Annotated in this window: 13 protein-coding genes; 8 read left to right on the plus strand and 5 right to left on the minus strand. The window is 64.6% G+C overall.

Going from position 1 to position 18799, the window contains the following annotated elements:
• The first annotated feature begins 139 nt into the window (after nucleotides 1–139).
• Together XcyCFBP4188_RS10875 and XcyCFBP4188_RS10880 are read left to right on the plus strand one after the other, a co-directional pair.
• Nucleotides 140–976 (plus strand): DUF1460 domain-containing protein, encoded by an 837-nt coding sequence (locus XcyCFBP4188_RS10875; RefSeq protein ID WP_104592091.1) that lies wholly within the window; start codon nucleotides 140–142, stop codon nucleotides 974–976.
• Nucleotides 977–1315: 339 nt separating this feature from the next.
• On the plus strand, nucleotides 1316–3436 hold the full coding sequence (locus XcyCFBP4188_RS10880; protein WP_233397291.1) for a TonB-dependent receptor: 2121 nt from the start codon (nucleotides 1316–1318) through the stop codon (nucleotides 3434–3436).
• A 268-nt stretch (nucleotides 3437–3704) separates the two neighbouring features.
• Here XcyCFBP4188_RS10880 and XcyCFBP4188_RS10885 read toward each other — a convergent pair whose 3' ends face one another.
• From XcyCFBP4188_RS10885 to XcyCFBP4188_RS10900, 4 genes are all read right to left on the minus strand, one after another.
• Nucleotides 3705–4343: a response regulator gene (locus tag XcyCFBP4188_RS10885; protein WP_024938967.1), complete on the minus strand. Its 639-nt coding sequence runs from the start codon at nucleotides 4341–4343 to the stop codon at nucleotides 3705–3707.
• A 194-nt stretch (nucleotides 4344–4537) separates the two neighbouring features.
• Nucleotides 4538–5587 (minus strand): ABC transporter substrate-binding protein, encoded by a 1050-nt coding sequence (locus XcyCFBP4188_RS10890; RefSeq protein WP_046932869.1) that lies wholly within the window; start codon nucleotides 5585–5587, stop codon nucleotides 4538–4540.
• Nucleotides 5587–6972: a sensor histidine kinase gene (locus XcyCFBP4188_RS10895; RefSeq protein ID WP_104592093.1), complete on the minus strand. Its 1386-nt coding sequence runs from the start codon at nucleotides 6970–6972 to the stop codon at nucleotides 5587–5589. The genes XcyCFBP4188_RS10890 and XcyCFBP4188_RS10895 overlap by 1 nt, the downstream gene beginning before the upstream one ends.
• Nucleotides 6965–7666 (minus strand): response regulator, encoded by a 702-nt coding sequence (locus tag XcyCFBP4188_RS10900; RefSeq protein ID WP_104592094.1) that lies wholly within the window; start codon nucleotides 7664–7666, stop codon nucleotides 6965–6967. The genes XcyCFBP4188_RS10895 and XcyCFBP4188_RS10900 overlap by 8 nt, the downstream gene beginning before the upstream one ends.
• A gap of 242 nt (nucleotides 7667–7908) precedes the next feature.
• On the opposite strand from XcyCFBP4188_RS10900, the gene XcyCFBP4188_RS10905 reads away from it, so the two are divergent.
• From XcyCFBP4188_RS10905 to XcyCFBP4188_RS10920, 4 genes are all read left to right on the plus strand, one after another.
• A complete protein-coding gene (locus tag XcyCFBP4188_RS10905; protein ID WP_104592095.1) occupies nucleotides 7909–9102 on the plus strand; it encodes an OprO/OprP family phosphate-selective porin in 1194 nt (397 codons plus the stop codon).
• Nucleotides 9103–9216: 114 nt separating this feature from the next.
• Complete coding sequence (locus XcyCFBP4188_RS10910; RefSeq protein WP_074058229.1) at nucleotides 9217–10545, plus strand: CitMHS family transporter; 1329 nt, start codon at nucleotides 9217–9219, stop codon at nucleotides 10543–10545.
• 123 nt (nucleotides 10546–10668) lie between these two features.
• On the plus strand, nucleotides 10669–11409 hold the full coding sequence (phbB, locus tag XcyCFBP4188_RS10915) for an acetoacetyl-CoA reductase (RefSeq protein WP_023905067.1): 741 nt from the start codon (nucleotides 10669–10671) through the stop codon (nucleotides 11407–11409).
• A gap of 237 nt (nucleotides 11410–11646) precedes the next feature.
• Nucleotides 11647–12678, plus strand: a complete 1032-nt coding sequence (locus XcyCFBP4188_RS10920; protein WP_104592096.1) for a LacI family DNA-binding transcriptional regulator — start codon at nucleotides 11647–11649, stop codon at nucleotides 12676–12678.
• 73 nt (nucleotides 12679–12751) lie between these two features.
• Here XcyCFBP4188_RS10920 and XcyCFBP4188_RS10925 read toward each other — a convergent pair whose 3' ends face one another.
• Nucleotides 12752–14071: an MFS transporter gene (locus XcyCFBP4188_RS10925; RefSeq protein WP_104592097.1), complete on the minus strand. Its 1320-nt coding sequence runs from the start codon at nucleotides 14069–14071 to the stop codon at nucleotides 12752–12754.
• A 267-nt stretch (nucleotides 14072–14338) separates the two neighbouring features.
• On the opposite strand from XcyCFBP4188_RS10925, the gene XcyCFBP4188_RS10930 reads away from it, so the two are divergent.
• Entirely contained in the window at nucleotides 14339–16792 is a 2454-nt protein-coding gene (locus XcyCFBP4188_RS10930; RefSeq protein WP_167393531.1) for a TonB-dependent receptor, read from the plus strand.
• Between the two features lie 34 nt (nucleotides 16793–16826).
• The gene (locus XcyCFBP4188_RS10935; protein WP_104592099.1) at nucleotides 16827–18746 is read left to right on the plus strand and encodes an alpha-amylase family protein; all 1920 of its coding nucleotides are present in this window, start codon (nucleotides 16827–16829) and stop codon (nucleotides 18744–18746) included.
• The last annotated feature ends 53 nt before the right edge of the window (nucleotides 18747–18799 follow it).

Raw genomic sequence — 18799 nt, forward strand, 5'->3', positions numbered from 1 at the left:
TTTCAGCGTACAGAAGTGCGTTCCGTTTCAAGCGTGCATTCGCGATGGCGCTACAGTGCTTGCGCCTCTGTCGCTGCGCAGATCTGCTTCGTGCATAGCTCAGCTGCCGATTTTTCTCCCCCAGGAAATTGGAGCCCACATGTTCAGACCTGCCTCCGTGATGTTGACCGCGTTGCTTGCCGCAGGCTGCGCGGCCGATCTGCCTGCGCACGCGTCCACGCCATCAAGGACCGTGCAGCCCTCCGGCCCGGTGCACGCGGAGATGGACCCATCCACGCTGCAGACCTTGAATCGCGTGCTGCATCAGGCATCCACGCATCGCGGTCTGAGCCCGGGGCATCTGATCAAGCTGCTCTCGGCGGAATTTCTCGGCACGCCGTATCAGGCCAACATGCTGCAGGGATCGGCCACCACGCCGGAGCAGCTGATCATCGACTTCAGGGGCCTGGATTGCTTCACCTATCTGGACTATGTCGAAGCGGCGCGCCACGCCCATTCGCAGCAGGACTTTGTCGATCGCGTGATCCTCACCCGCTACGTCGATGGCATCATCGGCTTCACCTCGCGCAAGCACTTCTTTTCGGACTGGGTCGCACGTCCCTACCAACTTGCCGACGACATCACCGCCACGCTCAGCCCCAGGGCCGTGAGCGTGGACAAGGCGCTCAATCTCAAAGCTGACGGCAGCAACTATCTGCCCGGATTGCCGGTGGTGCAGCGGTCCATCACCTACATCCCCGCCGCCGATGTGGATAGCACTGTCGTTAGGCGACTGCGCACCGGCGACTATGTGGGCAGGTACTCGCCGGCGCCCGGGCTGGATGTCAGCCATGTCGGCATCTTCGTCATGACCGACCAGGGTCCGGTGTTGCGCAATGCCTCATCGCGTCCGGAAAACGAAAAGGTCGTGGACTCGCCGTTCATGGAGTACGTCGCACGCACGCAGGGCATCGTCGTCTACAGGCCCCGGCCCTGATACCGATCGCGACGCGGATAACATCCATTCCGGAGGCAACGGGCGTCTCAATCCGCTCCGCTCGGCAAGCGCATTGTCGGAACCGCCTTGTGTCAGTGGGGTGGGCGAGTGGCAGCCCCATCGCCCGCTCCAGCGCGCGCTGCGCGATGCCAACGCAGCGTGCGGATCTACAGGATCGCCGCTCAGCAATCGCGGGGGTGTCGGCGCGACGCCGGCACTCGCGGATCCAGCCGGGCACCGGGACGAGTGCACCTGCTACAATATCGAGAACGATTCTCATTTGAATTTGCGTAGCGGTGCATGTCGCGTGCTCCGTCCGCGCCTCGGAGTTCTTACTCGATGAAGCTTTCCGCCCATGGATCGGCCGCCATGCCGTTCGTTGCCACCCTCTGCCTGCTTGCCTCTGCCACCGCGTCCGCACAATCGGATGTCACCGATACGCTGGACACGGTGGTGGTTGCCGCCTCGCGCTCCAACATGACCGTGGCCGAGTCGCCGCAGACGGTGCTGATCATCGACAAGGCGCAGATCCAGCAACAGCTGACCATCTCCAGCAACTCCTCCGACGTGCTCGCCAACCTGATTCCTTCGTACACGCCCAGCCGCGGCAAGATGAACGGCAGCGGCGAAACCCTGCGCGGGCGCACGCCGCTGATCCTGATCGACGGCGTGCCGCAGTCCAATCCGATCCGCCCCACCGGTCGCGAAGCGCACACCATCGACTACGCGATGGTCGAGCGCATCGAAGTGATCCAGGGCGCCAACGCGATCAACGGCCTGGGCGCCACCGGCGGCACCATCAACATCATCACCCGGCGTCCGCAGGACGGTGAGCTCAACCAGCACGTCGACGTGCAGGCCACCGCCCCCACCTCGGAAACGCGTGCGGAAACCACCAGCGTCGAGACGCGCTACCGCGTGGACGGCCGCTCGGACAAGCTCGATTACCTGCTCTCGGCCAGCTACAGCGACCAAGGTCTGTATGTGGATGGACAAGGTCGGCCAATCGGTGCCGACAACACCCAGGGCGACCTGATGACCTCCAAGAGCTACGACGTGCTGGCCAAGCTCGGCTACGCGCTCACCGATGCGCAGCGCCTGAGCGTCAGCGTCAACCGCTATCGCATCAAGAATGACAACGACTACATCGGCATCGCCGGCAACCGTGCGCAAGGCCTGCCCACCACCTCGGTGCGCGGCACCCCGCAAGGCACCGCGCCCTGGAACGATGTGCTGACCTCCAGCCTGTCGTACACCGATGACGATCTGGCCGGCATGCAGCTGAGCGCGATGGTATTCAACCAGGAATTCGAAGGGCTGTTCGGCGCCGACAATTCGTCCACGTTTCAGGACCCGCGCATCGCACCGGTCGGCAGCTTGTACGACCAATCGCGGTCGGTCGCGTCCAAATGGGGCAGCAAGATCAGCCTGACCAAGGATGATCTGCTCGATGGCCGGCTCAAGCTCACCGGCGGCGTCGACCTGCTGGCAGATACCGGCAAGCAGGATCTCTACGGCACCGGACGCACCTATGTGCCCGAGTCGGACTACCGCAATCTGTCGCTGTTCGTGCAGGGCGAATACAAGCTGCTGCCCGAACTGAACCTGCACGCCGGCGTGCGCCGCGAAGAAGCCGAGTTGAAGATCGACAGCTACCAGACCCTGTGGCGCTACAACCGGGTCGATGTCGAAGGCGGCACGCTCGACTTCAACCAGACCCTCTACAACACCGGCCTGGTCTATACGCCACTCGAAGGTGTGAGCTTTTTCACCAGTTATTCCGAAGGCTTCGGCATGCCGGACGTGGGCCGCGTGCTGCGCGCGATCAATACGCCGGGCACGCGCGTGGCCAACCTGAGCACGCTGGAACCGATCCTGACCAAGAGCGTGGAAGCCGGCACCCGCCTCACGCGTGGCGCCTTCGATGCGGACCTGAGCTACTTCCAGTCCAACTCGGATCTGGGCACGCGCGTGGTACCGATCAATGGCGCTTTCATGATGAGCCGCGAGAAAACCCGCGTGCAGGGTGTGGACGCCAGCCTGGGGTATCGCCTGGATGCGGCGCATCGCCTGCGCCTGTCGTATGCGTACACGCGTGGCCGCTACGACAGCGACAACGATGGGCAACTGGATGCCCGCCTGGATGGCCTCAACGTAGCGCCCAATCGCGTGATCGCTTCGTGGTCGGCGCAGTGGACACCGAAGTTCTCCTCGTTCGTGCAGGCCCAGCATGCCTTCAGCCAATCCTTCGACGAGGCCGACAAGCGCTTCAGCGGCTACACGCTGGTGGATGCGACCTTCAACTACGCGTTGCCGCGCGGTGCAGTGCGCATGGGTGCGTCCAATCTGTTCGACAAGCAGTACATCACCTACTACTCGCAATCGGCCCTGGTCGAACCGCTGCGCTACTTCGCCGGACGCGGCCGCACGTTTACGCTGGGATATTCGCTGGATTTTTGATGCTGTCGCGGCATCGTCGGCTGCACGCTTGCGCGCGATGGGTCTGCGCAAGCGTGCTGTTGCACCGGTGCCGCATTGCCTGCGATCCCGCTCGTTGCTGGCTGCTCGCTCAGCAGGAGCGTTCCGATTTCAACGTTCCAGTTCGCATGCCTGCATGCGCACGGATGCACGTCTGCACTCAGCAGCCTGGCCGCTCACTCGCCGCACGGCGCTAGCGCTGCATCGCCGAACGGCGAAAGAAAACAATCAGCACGGTGGCCCGATTCGATCAGCCCTCGCCTTCCGGCTCCAGCGCCTTGACCAGCACTGCCGCCTGCGTGCGGCTGTAGCAATCCAGCTTCTTCAGGATCGCGGTGACGTGCACCTTGACGGTGTTCTCGGCCAGCCCGAGTTCGTGCGCGATCTGCTTGTTGAGCAGGCCATCGGCCAGGCTCAGCAAGACGCGGAATTGCTGCGGGGTGAGCTGGGCGAGTTTGGAGGCCAGCTGCGCGTCGGCCTCGGAGCGCTCGGCGGTCATCGGCGGGAACCAGGTGCCGCCCTCCAACACGCTGGCCACCGCGGTGCCGATCGATTCGGCCGGGGTGGATTTGGGAATGAAACCGGCCGCGCCGAATTGCTGCGCGCGCCGGATCACGCGCGGGTGATCGTTGGAGGAGATCACCACCACCGGGATGTCCGGATGCTCGCCACGCACGTGCAACAGCGCCGAGAAGCCGCGTGCGCCCGGCATCGCCAGGTCCAGCAGCACCAGCTCGGCCTGCGGGTGCGAGCGCAGCATGGCGCTCAGCGTGGCGGCGCTGGAGGCCTCCACCACATCGGCCTGCGGCAAGGTCTGCTGCAGTACGTGGATCACGGCGGCACGGAACAGCGGGTGGTCGTCGGCGACGAGGATGGTGAGATCGGCCATGCGCCAAGTCTGGCACATGGACGTGTCTGTTTCCGTCCCCGAGCGTCCACCGCCACGGCGGCGCGCGTGTCAGGGCGGCGCGCCGCCGGCGGCGCATGCGCGGCGACCGCCGATTCCAGCTCCCGCACATGCACCCCTGGCGGTCACGCAGCGCGGACGCGCAGCGCATATCGCCGCTCGTGTTATTGCTCGCGCTAGCGCGGCGGCTGCGTGCTGGCGCGCCAGGCGTCCAGAAACTGCCGGCGCTTGAGTTTGTCCAGATACACCAGCAGGCCGGGGCCCAGCGGGATCGGGCGGAACGGCGGTTGCGCCGAGCCGCCACGGCCACCGGCGGCCGGCAGGATCGGCATCAATCGCGCCTCGCGCGAGAGCACCTGCTGGCCGCGTGGCGAGAGCAGATAGTCGAGGAATCTGCGCGCCTCGGGCGCATGCGGCGCGGTCTTGGGGATCACTGCGGTGCGCAGCGCCACCAGCGTGTAGTCCTGCGGCTGCACGATGCCCAGCGGCGCGCCGGCATCGATGCGCGTCTGCGCGTACGAGCCAAGCACGTTGTAGGCCAGCAGCAGCTCGCCACGGCTGACGCGGTCGAGCAAGGTGCCCGTGCGTTCTTCCAGCCTGACCTGGTTCGCGCCCAACGCGGCCAGCAGCGCGCCGGCGATACTGCCGACCTGCCCGTCCTGGGTGGCGAACAGATAGCCCACGCCGCTGCGCTCCACATCGTAGGTGCCCACCCGGCCGCGCAGCGGTGCATCGGGCGCGCGCAACAGGGCCAGCAGCTGTCTGCGCGTGCGCGGCACGCGTGCGGCCGCCAGCTTGCGGGTGTTGTAGACGATGGCCACCGGCTCGTAGCTGATGCCGAACACCTCGTGCCGCCACTGCGCCCACGCCGGCAGCGCTTCGGTCTGTGCGGAGCGGTGCGCGAGCGCGTGACCGTCGTTCACCAGCTTGGTCTGCAGATCCATGCTGGCGCTGATCAGCATGTCCGCAGCAGGCGTGGCCTTGCCTGGATGCAGATAGCGCGCATAGATGTCCCAGGCGATCACGTCTTCGTAGATCACCTCGGTGCCCGGATGCAGGCGCTGATAGTCCTGGATGACCGCGCCGAACACTTCCAGATCGGTGGAGCCCTGCACGCGCAATTGCGCCTGCATCGGGCCCTGCGCGGGAAACCGCCGTACATCGCCGGGCGCGGCGCAGGCGATGCCATGTGCCAGCAACACCACCATCAGCAACAGCACGCGCATCAGCGTGTCCCTCCAGGAAAATGCAACGAGGCGATCAGCCCGCCGCCAACGCGGTTGGCCAGATCGATGCGCCCGCCATGCGCCTCGACCACGCGTTTGACGATCGCCAGCCCCAGCCCCGCACCGCCGGCCGGCGCATCCGGCCCGCGCGCGAAACGCTCGAACACGCGCTCGGCTTCGGCTGCGGGAATGCCGGGGCCGTGATCGGCGATGGTGATGACGTGGTGGCTGCCATCGCTGGTAAGCGCCACCTGCAATGGCGCGCCGCCACCGTACTTGCAGGCGTTGTCGATCAGGTTCTTGAGCGCCTCGCGCAACAGCAAGGCATCGCCATGCAACAGCGCCGGTTGCGGGTCGATCGCCAGGTGCGCGCGCGGTGCACTGTCGCTACGCGGTAGCGCTTCGTGCAAGGCCTTGTGCAAGACCTCGGCCAGATCCACCGTGGCAAAGCGCTGCAGATTGGCGCGGTGAATCACGCTGGCATCGCTGAGTAATTGATTGAGCAGCCGGCTCATATGGCTGGCATTGCGCTCGATCGCCACCAGGCTGCGCTGCATCTCGCGCGGGTCGTCCTCGTCCATCGCCAGCTGCGCCTGCGCGCGCAAGGCAGCCAGGGGCGTGCGCATCTGGTGCGCGGCTTCGGCCATGAACGCGCGCAATGTTTCGTTGCTGGACGACAGCCGCGCCATGAAACGATTGAGCGCGGTCACCATCAACTGCATTTCCTGCGGTGCCGGCACGCTCAGCGGTTTCAGGTCGGAGGGCTCGCGCCGCGACAGATCGCGCTCGATGCGCTGCAACGGACGCAACGCGCGGTACACGCCCAGCCACACCAGGCCCAGGGCGAGCAGCGACAACACGCCGATCGCCACCAAGGCATTGAGCACCACATCGCGCGCCAACGCATCGCGCGCGCGCCGGGTCTGGCCTACCTGCACGCGCACTTCGCCCTGCCCGGACGCCGATGCCACCCGATGCATCACCACCGCAAAGCGCACCGGCTCGCCGCTGTAGTCGGCGTCGAACAACAGCGGGCGCTCGTCGCTGGGCGGGCGTGGCGGCAGCGGCAAATTCTCTTCGCCGGTGATGGTGCGGCCTTGCGCATCGAACACGCGATAGAACACGCGGTCTTCCGGCGCCATGCCGAGCAGATCCAGCGAGGCATACGGCAGATCCACCTGCCAGTCGCCGCCGACCAAGGCCACGCTGTCGATGATGGACAGTGCCGAGGACACCAGCAGATGGTCGTAGGAGCGATTGGCCGCCCGCTCGCCGTAATCGCGCGCGGCAAAGAACAGCACCACCGCGCCAAGCAGCGACAGGCTGCCCAGATACAGCAGCAAGGTGCGCCGGATCGAGGGCGCTACCAGCAGCGGCTCAGCCATCGACGCCCGACTCCACCGGCGCGTGCTGGTCGGCTTCTTCGAGCTTGTAACCGGCGCCGCGCACGGTGACGATGCGCAACGGCGCCCCCGCCAACTTGCGACGCAAGCGGCCGACATACAGCTCGATCGCATTGGGCCCGGCATCGTCGTCGAAACCGAACAAGCCGTTGCCGATCTCGTCCTTGCCCACCACCTGCCCGAGCCGCCCGATCAGGATTTCGAACAGCCGGTATTCGCGATTCGGTAATTCGATTGGCACGCCGTCCAGCAGTAGCGTGTGCGCGGCGTTATCGAACACGAAACCGCCGATCTGCACCACTTCGCTGGCCTGGCCGCGATTGCGCCGCAGCAGCACGCGACAGCGCGCTTCGAACTCGCGGAAATCGAACGGCTTGCCCAGGTAATCGTCCGCGCCGACATCCAACGCCTGCACGCGGTCTTCGATGCCATCGCGCGCGGTCAGCATCAGCACCGGTGTGGTATCGCCGCGCTCGCGCATGCCGGCCAGCACCCGCAAGCCATCCAGCTTGGGCAGGCCGATATCCAGCACCACCAGATCGAAGCTCTGATAGCGCAACACACTCGCCGCCGCCAGGCCATCGGCCTGCCAATCCACCGCATGCCCGCTACGGCGCATGCGCCGCACGATGGCATCGGCGAGGTCGGCGTTGTCTTCGACTAGCAGCAGGCGCATTGGGCGGGGAATCGAGAATGGAGAATGGGGAATCGGAACGGCGGTTGGCTGCGGCCGGAAGGTAACAGGCCGCGAAGACAAAAGCTCTTAACGCTCTTGCGATTCCCCATTCCCGACTCCCCATTCCCGCCCCAACGACAGGTCCATGACAGCTTCACCGGACTAGGCTGCTGCCAACCTGCCGCAGCGTGCTTGTGCGGTGCATCGCTGAACGTGATTCACACATGTACCTGGGAGGGTCTGTGAGCAACGACACCCTGCGTCTGCGCGTCTTCACCGCCTGCGCCGCGATCTGCCTGGCGCCGGCGGCGCATGCGGCGGATGGCGACGGTCCGGTCACCGCCGAGGTGGGTGGGCGCGTGCACTGGGACTTCACCATGTTCGACAACGACGAACGCGGCACGCCCGAGCGCAACGACACCCAGTTCCGCCGCGTGTGGCTGGATGTGGCGGGCAAGTTCTACGGCTTCAACTACAAGGCCGAAGCGGAATTTGCCGGCCTGCAATACGAATCCGGCAGCCGCGGCATCCTGGCGCGCGATGTGTATATCGCCAAGAAATTTTCCGCCGGTACGCTGACCGTTGGCCAGTTCAAGCAGTACTTCTCGCTGGACGATCGCACCGGCTCCAACTACGGCCCGTTCCTGGAACGCGGCTATGCCTCCACCACGCTGGCGCCGATCTATCGCAAGGCGATCTCCTGGCAGGCCAATCGCCCCGATGCGACCTGGTCCACCGCGGCCTACAGCCTGGAAAGCATCGACAATTCCTCGACCAAGGGCGGCGCGCTCGGCACGCGGCTGACCTTCGCACCGGAGATGGGCGAGGCGCGGCTGCGCCACCTGGGTGTGTCGCTGGCGCACGAGCGCTATTCGCATCCGGGCAGCGGCGGTGCGGCGCCGTTGCTGATCCGTCCACGTCCGGAGAACGATCTGGCCAACAACAGCCGCATCACGCTGGCGCGCTTTGCCGATGGCCGCGACACCGACTTCGATAAATGGTCGCTGGAATACGCCGAAGTACTGGGCCCGTGGTCGTGGCAGAGCGAATTCAGCGGCGGCCTGTTCGACGATGGCGGGCAGCATGCCAAGGTGTTGGCTAGCTACGGCTTGGTCAGTTGGTTCATCACCGGCGAGTCGCGCGGCTACGACCGCAAGACCGGGCGTTTCAGCCGCATCAAGACGCCCAATCGCCCATCCGGCGCGTTCGAGCTGGCCTTGCGCTACGACTACATGCGCGGCGACCAACATATGGATGGCCAGCCCAACTTCATCGATGCCAGCACGCAGTCGTGGACGCTGGGCGGCAACTGGTATTTCAAGCCGAATCTGCGCGTGATGCTCAATGTGATCGACAGCCGCAACCGCGACCGCATGGTCGATGCGGTGGTCGATCACACGCTGGCAGTGACCGGCCGTTTTCAGTACGACTTCTGATGTGTCGTTCGTGACCGAGCCAGATTTCCAGCAACTGCAAACGCGTCATCGCTTCCGCGCTGCATGCGCACGCCCCATCCTCTCCCTGTTGTACGTCTCAAAGGATTTTCCCGCATGCTGACCGCGCTCGGTTTCGGAATGGTGATCACCTTCATGTACCTGATCATGAGCAAGCGGTTGTCGCCGCTGGTGGCTCTGATCACGGTGCCGATCGTGTTCGCGCTGCTGGGCGGCTTCGGCACCGGCATCAACGAGATGATGCTCGAAGGCATCAAGAAGATCGCGCCCACCGGCGTGATGCTGATGTTCGCCATCCTCTACTTCGGGGTGATGATCGATGCCGGCCTGTTCGATCCGCTGGTCGGCCGCATCCTGCGCCTGGTCAAGGGCGACCCGTTGAAGATCGTGATGGGCACGGCGATCCTGGCGATGCTGATCTCGCTCGATGGCGATGGCTCCACCACCTACATGATCACCGTGTCGGCGATGCTGCCGCTGTATCAGCGCCTGGGCATGAACGCGCTCAACCTCACCTGCGTGACCATCCTGGCCAGCGGCGTGATGAATCTGACCCCGTGGGGCGGCCCCACCGCGCGCGCCGCTACCGCCTTGCATGTGGATCCGGCCGATGTATTCGTGCCGCTGGTCCCGGCGATGGCGATGGCGATCGCCGGCATCATCGCGCTGGCCTGGCTGTTGGGGATGCGCGAACGTCGCCGCCTGGGCGTGGTGCGCTTGCCGGCCGACGGCAACTGGCTGGACACCAGCCTGCCGGAGGAAAACGACGCGTTGCCGCGCGTGGAAGACACCGAGGACATGAAGCGGCCCGAGCTGCTGTGGGTGAACCTGATCCTGACCCTGGCGCTGATGGCCGCACTGGTGGTCGGGGTGCTGCCGATGCCGGTGCTGTTCATGATCGGCTTTGCGCTGGCGCTGATGATCAACTACCCCAACCTGGCCGAGCAGCGCCGCCGGCTGGTCAATCACGCCGGCAACGTGCTGTCGGTGGTGTCGCTGATTTTTGCCGCCGGCATCTTCACCGGCATCCTGTCCAACACCGGCATGGTCGAGGCGATGTCGCGCAGCTTTCTGGCGGTGATCCCGGACAGCTGGGGCCCGTATCTGGCGGTGATCACTGCGATCGTCAGCATGCCGTTTACGTTCTTCATGTCCAACGACGCGTTCTACTTCGGCGTGCTGCCGATCCTGTCCGAAGCGGCCGGCCACTACGGCATCACCCCGGTGGAAATGGCCCGCGCCTCGCTCGCCGGCCAGCCGGTGCATCTGCTCAGCCCCCTGGTGCCCTCGACCTATCTGCTGGTTGGCCTGGCCAAGGTGGATTTTGCCGACCATCAACGCTTCACGCTGAAGTGGGCGGTGTTGATTTCGATGCTGATGTTGGCGGGCGGATTGTTGTTTGGCTTGTTTCCGTTGGCGCGCTGACGCCCGCCGGGATTCGGCATTCGGGAGTGGGGATTCGCCAAAAGCCAGAGCGAACGCCAATGCCCGCTGTTGCCAATCCCATCATCCCCAATCCCGAATCCCAACTCCGAAGGAGTTACACCAATGACACTTCGCATCGCATACGTCACCAGCGGCATGGGCAGTGTGGGCACCGCGATCTGCCAGAAGCTGGCGCGCAGCGGGCATACCGTGGTCGCCGGTTGCGGACCCAATTCGCCGCGCAAGACCTCGTGGTTGCGTGAGCAGCGCGAGCAAGGCTTCGAGTTCGTTGCCTCCGAGGGCAATGCCGCCGATTGGGATTCCACCGTGGCCGCGTTCGCCAAGGTCAAGGCCGAGGTCGGCGAGATCGATGTGCTGGTCAACAACGCCGGCGGTAGCCGCGACACCTTGTTCCGGCAGATGACGCGCGACGACTGGAACGCGGTGATCGCCAGCAACCTGCACTCGTTGTTCAACATCACCAAGCAGGTGGTCGATGGCATGACGTCGCGCGGCTGGGGACGCATCGTCAATATCGGCTCGGTCAGCGCGCACAAGGGCCAGATCGGGCAGATCAATTTCGCTACCGCCAAGGCGGCGATGCATGGTTTCAGTCGCGCGTTGGCGCAAGAGGTCGCCTCGCGCGGCGTCACCGTCAACACCATTTCACCGGGCTATATCGCCAGTGCCTCGATCAGCAGCTTTCCGCCCGACGTACTCGACCGCCTGGCCACCTCGGTGCCGGTGCGCCGGCTCGGCAAACCTGCAGAAGTCGCAGGTTTGTGCGCGTGGCTGGCTTCCGATGAAGCCGCCTACGTGACCGGTGCGGACTATGCCGTCAACGGCGGCCTCTACATGGGCTAGCGCGGCCAAAAAAACTACTGCGCTCACCACCAGATGAGCGCGGCCGGTGCTCGCTACGTTTGTCTGCTCCTGCGAAGCGTCATGCTTGGCGAGTGGCAAGCACAACCTACAGGCTGTGCGCTTGCACCGATGTGCGTGCTTGCAGTTGGTCATCCCCCGCAAGCAACCGCCACTGCGATGAGTGACCCACCTGCTGCGCGAACTGATTACACTCTGGTTTTTAAGCAGCGCGTTGTCATGGTCAAACCTCCAGAACGCGCAACGCCGGGCGCCCGCCCGCAGATGGCCGATATCGCCCGCATGGCGGGCGTGTCCGAATCCACCGTGTCGCGCGCACTCGCCGGCAGCCCGGTGGTGGCCGAGCGCACACGCGCCTACATCAAGCAGATTGCCGCCGATGCCGGCTATCAGGTCGATCCGATCGCACGCAGCCTGCGCGCCAAACGCTCAAACACCGTGAGCGTGGCAGTGCCGATGATGCATGCACTCGATCAGCCGTTATCCGATCCCTTCATGATGACCATGCTGGCGTTGCTGGCCGAAGAGCTCACCGGGCGCGGTTACAGCATGCTGCTGTCCAAGCTGGATCGGCATCAGGATGGATGGGTGGAACAACTCGCACGCGGTAGCCGCTCCGATGGCGTGATCGTGCTCGGGCAAAGCTCCGAACACGATGCGCTGGATGCTGCCGCGCGCGACGGTCTGCCGATGGCGGTGTGGGGCAGCAAGATCGAAGGGCAGTCGTACATCAGCGTGGGCAGCGACAACTTTCAGGGCGGCGCCATTGCCACCGAGCATCTGATCGCCAGTGGCCGTCGCCGTATCGCCTTTCTGGGCGACGATCAACTGCCCGAGGTCGCACCGCGCTTTGCAGGGTATCGGCATGCACTTGAGCAGCACGGGCTGGAATTCGACACGCGCCTGCATGCGCGCAGCCACTTCCTCAGCGAAGACGCCTACCGCCTGACCCGCGCAATGCTCAAGAAGACCGACCCACCGGACGGGCTGTTCGCGGCCTCCGATGTGATCGCAGTCGGTGCGATTCGCGCCCTGGTCGAAGCCGGCCATCGTGTGCCGCAGGATATTTCGCTGGTGGGCTTCGACGACATCCCGCTGGCCGCCTATAGCCAGCCGCCACTGACCACGGTGCGGCAGGACTTGGGGCTTGCGGCACGCCTGCTGGTGGATCGGCTGTTGGCACTGATCGCGGGCGAATCAGTGGAATCGGTGGAAATGGCGGTGAAGCTGGTGGTGCGCGAGTCGGCTTGAAGCGGGGATTGGGGATTGGGGATTCGCAGGTCGTCAACTATCCCGACGTGTTCGCTGACGACTGCAACCACCGCTACACCACTGCAGCACGCGGCTTGCGGACGCGCACGCACAACATCGCCACCGCTGCAGCCAACATCAGCGCGCCGGCAAGACGGATCACGTTGCGCGGGTCGCCGTGCAACAGCCGCTCGTAATACAGCGGCAAGGTGACGATCTGGATCAGCATCGGCAGCACGATGAACAGATTGAACAGGCCCATGTACACGCCGGTGCGCTCGGGCGGGATGCTGTCGGCCAGCATCAGATACGGGTTACCCATCATGCTGGCCCAGGCCAGGCCAATGCCGATCATCGGCAGCAGCATCAGCCAGCGGTCCTGGATGCCCGGCAACACCCACATGCCGATCCCGGCAGCGACCAGACAGGCCGCATGCGTGTATTTCGGGCCGAAGCGGCGCACCACCGGCACCATCGCAAATGCTGCCAGAAAGGCGATGAAATTGTAGAACCCGCCGATCTGCCCGTTGACCAGTCCCGCCTCGCGGAAGCCATGCGAGTTGGCCTCGGTGGTGCCGAACAACGTGGTCGACAACGACAGCACGATGTATTGCCAGTAGCAAAAAATCCCGTACCACTGGAACAGCATCACCGGTGCGAGCTGGCGCATCGTGAGCGGCATCGCGCGCAAGGCACCGTAGATTTCGCGCACCGTCGCGCCCAACCCCGCACCGGTCTGGCGCATGCGGGCAATCTCGGCCGGCGCAATCGCCGGCTCGCGCACGCTGCGCGCGGTGAGCAGGATCGAGGCGGCAGAAAATCCCGCGCCGATCACGAACGCAGCGATGGTGACGTAGGGAATATGGTGCGCATTGGCGGCGTCCTGATTCATGCCCAGCCACACCAGCAACGGTGGGGTGAGATAGGCCAGCGTCTGCGCAAGACCGGTGAATGCACTTTGCGTGAGATAGCCAAGCGGCCGCTGCGGCGGCGCCAGCACATCGCTGACCAGGGCACGGTACGGCTCCATCGCCACGTTGTTGGCCGCATCCAGGATCCACAGCAGGCACACCGCCATCCACAACGCGGTACTGAACGGCATCGCCAGCAGGCACAGGCTGCACACCAGCGCGCCCAGCACCATGTACGGCATGCGCCGGCCCCAGCGGGTCACCGAGCGGTCGCTCCACGCGCCCACGAACGGCTGCAGCACCAGCCCGGTGATCGGCCCGGCCAGCCACAGGTACGGCAGGCTGGCGTGGTCGGCACCCAGATAGTTGTAGATCGGGCTCATATTGCTCTGCTGCAACCCGAAGCTGTATTGCACGCCAAAAAAGCCGGCGTTGAGCGCCAGGATGCGCAGGAAGGAAAGCGGTGGAGCGTTCGACGACATACAAGATCCTGAGCTTGGGTGCGGCGATCGGTGGCCGCAGCGCACTGTACGCTGACGCTTATGCAATCGATTGTAACGCTGCGATGCAACACACTTCCGCTTTGAAGATTCTGTCCTTCCAGCATGCATTGGATTGCTGCAATGCAGGATTGCAATCGATTGTATTGCAGCGTATTACTGCGCTCGCACTGCAGGCTACACGGCCACTCCCTGGGAGGGGACGATGCAGATATCGGCACACCACCATTCGTGAGAGAGAGAACCGCGATGTCCACTTTGCACCCCCTTCGCCTGCATGCCCTGGCCTGCGCGGTCGCCTCCTGCCTGTGCGTGCCTGCCGCGCTGGCGCAGGACGCCACCAGCGCAACCACCACCCCGCCGGCTGCCGACAGCGCCGCGGTCAATCTGGATTCGGTGTTCGTCACCGGCACCTCCACCGCCACCACCAAGCTGAAGTCCAGCGTGTCGGTGAGCACCGTGGGCGCCGAGGCGATCGAGCAATCGGCCCCGCGCAGCACCGCCGAGATCTTCCGCAACATTCCCGGCATCCGCTCCGAATCCAGCGGTGGCGAAGGCAACGCCAATATCGCCGTGCGCGGCCTCCCCGTCGCTTCGGGCGGCGCCAAGTTCCTGCAATTGCAGGAAGACGGTTTGCCGGTGATGGAGTTCGGCGATATCGCCTTCGGCAACTCGGATATCTTCCTGCGTTCGGATTTCACGATGGACCGCATCGAAGCGATCCGCGGCGGTTCGGCCTCGACGTTCACCAGTAACGCGCCCGGCGGCATCATCAACTTCATCAGCAAGACCGGCGACACCGAAGGCGGCAGCGTCGGCGTGAGCCGCGGCGTGGATTACGACAGCACGCGCGTGGACTTCAACTACGGCGCACCGTTTGCCGAGCATTGGCAGTTCAATATCGGCGGCTTCTTTCGCCAGGGCGATGGCGTGCGCGACGCCGGTTACACCACCGAAAAGGGTGGCCAGCTCAAGGCCAACCTCACCCGCCTGTTCGAGAACGGCTACGTGCGTGTGTACGGCAAATACCTCAACGACCGCGCCGCCGGCTATCTGCCGGTGCCCACCTCCGTGCGCGGCCGCGACGGTTCGCCGGACCTGGGCGGCTTCGCCGGCTTCGACCCCGGCAACGACACCTTGTATAGCCGCAATTTCCGCAGCGATGTGGGCCTGGATGGCAACAACCAGCCGCGCCGCACCGACCTGGGCGACGGCATGCACCCGATCTCGCGCACCATTGGCGCCGAAGCCTGGTTCGACCTGGGCAACGGCTGGAACCTGAGCGAGAAATTCCGCATCGCCGACAACAGCGGCCGCTTCGTCAGCCCGTTCCCGGCCGAAGTCACCGATGCCGCCTCGCTCGCCTCTTCCATCGGCGGCGCTGGCGCGCAACTGGTGCAGGCCAGCGGCCCCGACGCCGGTCAGGCCTACACCGGCAACGCAATCCGCACGCATCTGTTCAACGTGGCGATCAACGACCTGGGCAACGTCACCAACGACCTCAGCGTCTCGCGCGCGTTCGACGGCGATGACCGCACGCTCACCCTGCGCATGGGCTATTACAGCTCGCGCCAGACCATCGACATGGACTGGACCTGGAACTCCTACGTGCAGACCCTGGGCCGCGACTCGCGCCTGCTCAACGTGGTCGATGCCGGCGGCGTGTCGCGCTCGCAAAACGGTTTGTACGCCTACGGCGTGCCGTTCTGGGGCGATTGCTGCAACACGCGCAGCTACGACGTGCGCTACGACGTGAACGCACCCTACGTGGCGCTCACCTTCGACAGCGGCAAGCTCAGCGTCGACGGCAGCCTGCGTTACGACATGGGCGATGCACGCGGCAGCTATTCCGGTACCGCGATCGCACAGAACCTGGACGTCAACGGCGATGGCGTGATCCAGCCGGTGGAACAACGCGTGGCCACGGTCGATACCGCCAACGCGCGGCCGGTGGATTACGACTGGAATTACCTGTCGTATTCGTTGGGCAGCAATTATCTGATCAACGACGACCTGGGCGCGTTCGCGCGCGTCAGCCGCGGTGCACGTGCCAATGCCGACCGCCTGTTGTTCGGGGTGATCCGCGACGATGGCTCGGTGTCTTCCGACGAAGGCGTCAACGTGGTCCGCCAGACCGAAGCCGGTTTGAAGTGGCGCCGCGACGGGCTGAGCCTGTTTGCGACCGCGTTCTCCGCACGCACCCAGGAACAGAACTTCGAAGTGACCAGCCAGCGCTTCTTCAACCGCAGCTACAAGGCGCACGGTGTGGAGCTGGAAGCCAGCTACCGCTACGAAGGATTCACCGTCAACGGCGGCCTGACCTGGACCGATGCGGAAATCTCCAGGGACCAGATCACCCCGGAAAACACCGGCAATGTGCCGCGCCGCCAGGCCGATGTCGTGTGGCAGCTGACGCCCAGCTATCGCGGCGACGGCTATCAGTTCGGCGTGAACCTGATCGGCACCACCGATGCCTACACCCAGGATTCCAACCAGCTGAAGATGCCCGGCTATACCCAGGTGAACCTGTTCGGCGATTACCGCGTGACCGATGCGCTCACCGTCGCGCTCAACGTCAACAACCTGTTCAACACGTTTGGCCTGACCGAAGCCGAGGAAGCCACGATTCCTGCCAACGGCATCATCCGCGCGCGTTCGATTGCCGGCCGCACCACCAGCATCAGCTTGCGCTACGACTTCTAAGGACCCCTCGCCGGCTTCTTACCGGCGCTTGCCAATGAGCACCTCCCCCATCGATTTCACTGTAGTGCGCGCAGCCTTTGCTGCGCCGTTGGATGCGCAGCGTGCGAATGCGCTGTTGCCGCGCTTCGATCAGCATGCGCCGCGTCTGCTCGACGCGCTGCAAGCGCTGTATGGGCAACGCCCGGACTATGCGTCGTGGTTGACGCAGTGGTTGAGCGCGCTCGGCAACACTGCGCAACAGCGCCCGCAGCCACTGCAACAACTGGACACAACGCGTCAGCCCGGCTGGTTTGGCGAACAACACATGCTGGGCTACAGCGCGTATGTGGATCGCTTCGCCGGCACCTTGCAAGGCGTGGCCGAGCGTGTGCCGTATCTGCAGGAACTGGGCGTGCGCTATCTGCACTTGCTGCCGTTCCTGCGTGCGCGCGCCGGCGACAACGATGGCGGCTTTGCGGTCAGCGATTACGGCCAGGTCGAACCAAGCCTGGGCAACAACGACGACCTCATCGCACTCACCACGCGTTTGCGCGAGGCCGGCATCAGCCTGTGCGCGGATTTCGTACTCAACCATACCGCCGACGATCACGCCTGGGCACAGGCGGCGCGTGCGGGCGACGCACGCTATCTCGATTACTACCATCACTTTGCAGACCGCGCGCTACCCGATCAGTACGAAACCACGCTGGGGCAGGTCTTCCCACATACCGCACCCGGCAACTTCACTTGGGTGGACGACACCGCGCACTGGATGTGGACCACCTTCTATCCCTATCAATGGGATTTGAACTGGAGCAACCCGGCGGTGTTCGGCGAGATGGCGCTGGCGATGCTGCAGCTGGCCAATCTGGGCGTGGAAGCATTTCGGCTGGATTCCACGGCGTATCTGTGGAAGCGCACCGGCACCGACTGCATGAATCAGCCCGAGGCGCACACCTTACTGGTGGCGCTACGCGCGGTCACTGACATCGTGGCGCCCTCGGTGGTGATGAAGGCCGAAGCCATCGTGCCGATGACGCAGCTGCCGCCGTATTTCGGCACAGGTGCGGATCAGGGACACGAGTGCCATCTCGCGTATCACAGCACGCTGATGGCAGCCGGCTGGTCGGCCTTGGCGCTGCAACGCGGCGACATTCTGCACACCGTCATCGCGCATAGCCCGCCGTTGCCGCACAACTGCGCGTGGCTGAGCTATGTGCGCTGCCACGACGATATCGGCTGGAACGTGCTGCAGCATGAAGCGGCCGGCAATGCCGAGCAGCCACCGTTTGCGTTACGCGATGTCGCGCGCTTCTATGCCAACCATGTGCCCGGCAGCTACGCGCGCGGCGAGAGCTTCCAGAGCAGTGGCGACGGTGTGCATGGCACCAATGGCATGGCCGCTGCGCTTGCGGGCATTCAGGCGGCGCAGGAGGCAGGTGATGCGGTGGCGTTGGACACTGCGGTGGACCGGTTGGTACTGCTCTATGCGATCGCGCTTGCAATGCCGGGCGTGCCGTTGATCTATATGGGCGACGAACTCGCCTTGCCCAACGACATCAGTTATCGAGGCGACCCGCTCCGTCAGCACGAAGGCCGCTGGTTGCATCGTCCGGCGATGGATTGGCAGGTTGCTGCTCAACGTGAGACTGCGGATAGTTTGAGCGGCAAGGTGTATCGCCGATTGCGTGCATTGATCCGGCAACGTGCTGCGCTTTCTGCACTCGCTGCCGATCAGGCGTTGGGCAGTGTGGCGCTGGGCGATCCGCGACTGTTTGCGTTGACGCGTGGCGATGGTTTCTTGGCCGTCCACAACTTCGGCGATCAGCCGCTGACGGTGGAGCTTGCCGCGATCGGGGATGGCCGATGGACGTTGCTGGCTGATGATAGCGACGCATCGGTCGAATCGCTGAGCGATGACATGCGGCTGGTGCTGCCGGCTTATGCGGTGCGCTGGTTGGAGCGTAGTGCCTGAACGGTATGGGGCAGTTCTGAATCGCACTTCAGAGCGAGATGATCTGCCAGAGC

Source organism: Xanthomonas hortorum pv. cynarae, from assembly GCF_002939985.1.
In the GTDB taxonomy this organism is placed as follows: Bacteria; Pseudomonadota; Gammaproteobacteria; order Xanthomonadales; family Xanthomonadaceae; genus Xanthomonas; species Xanthomonas hortorum_D.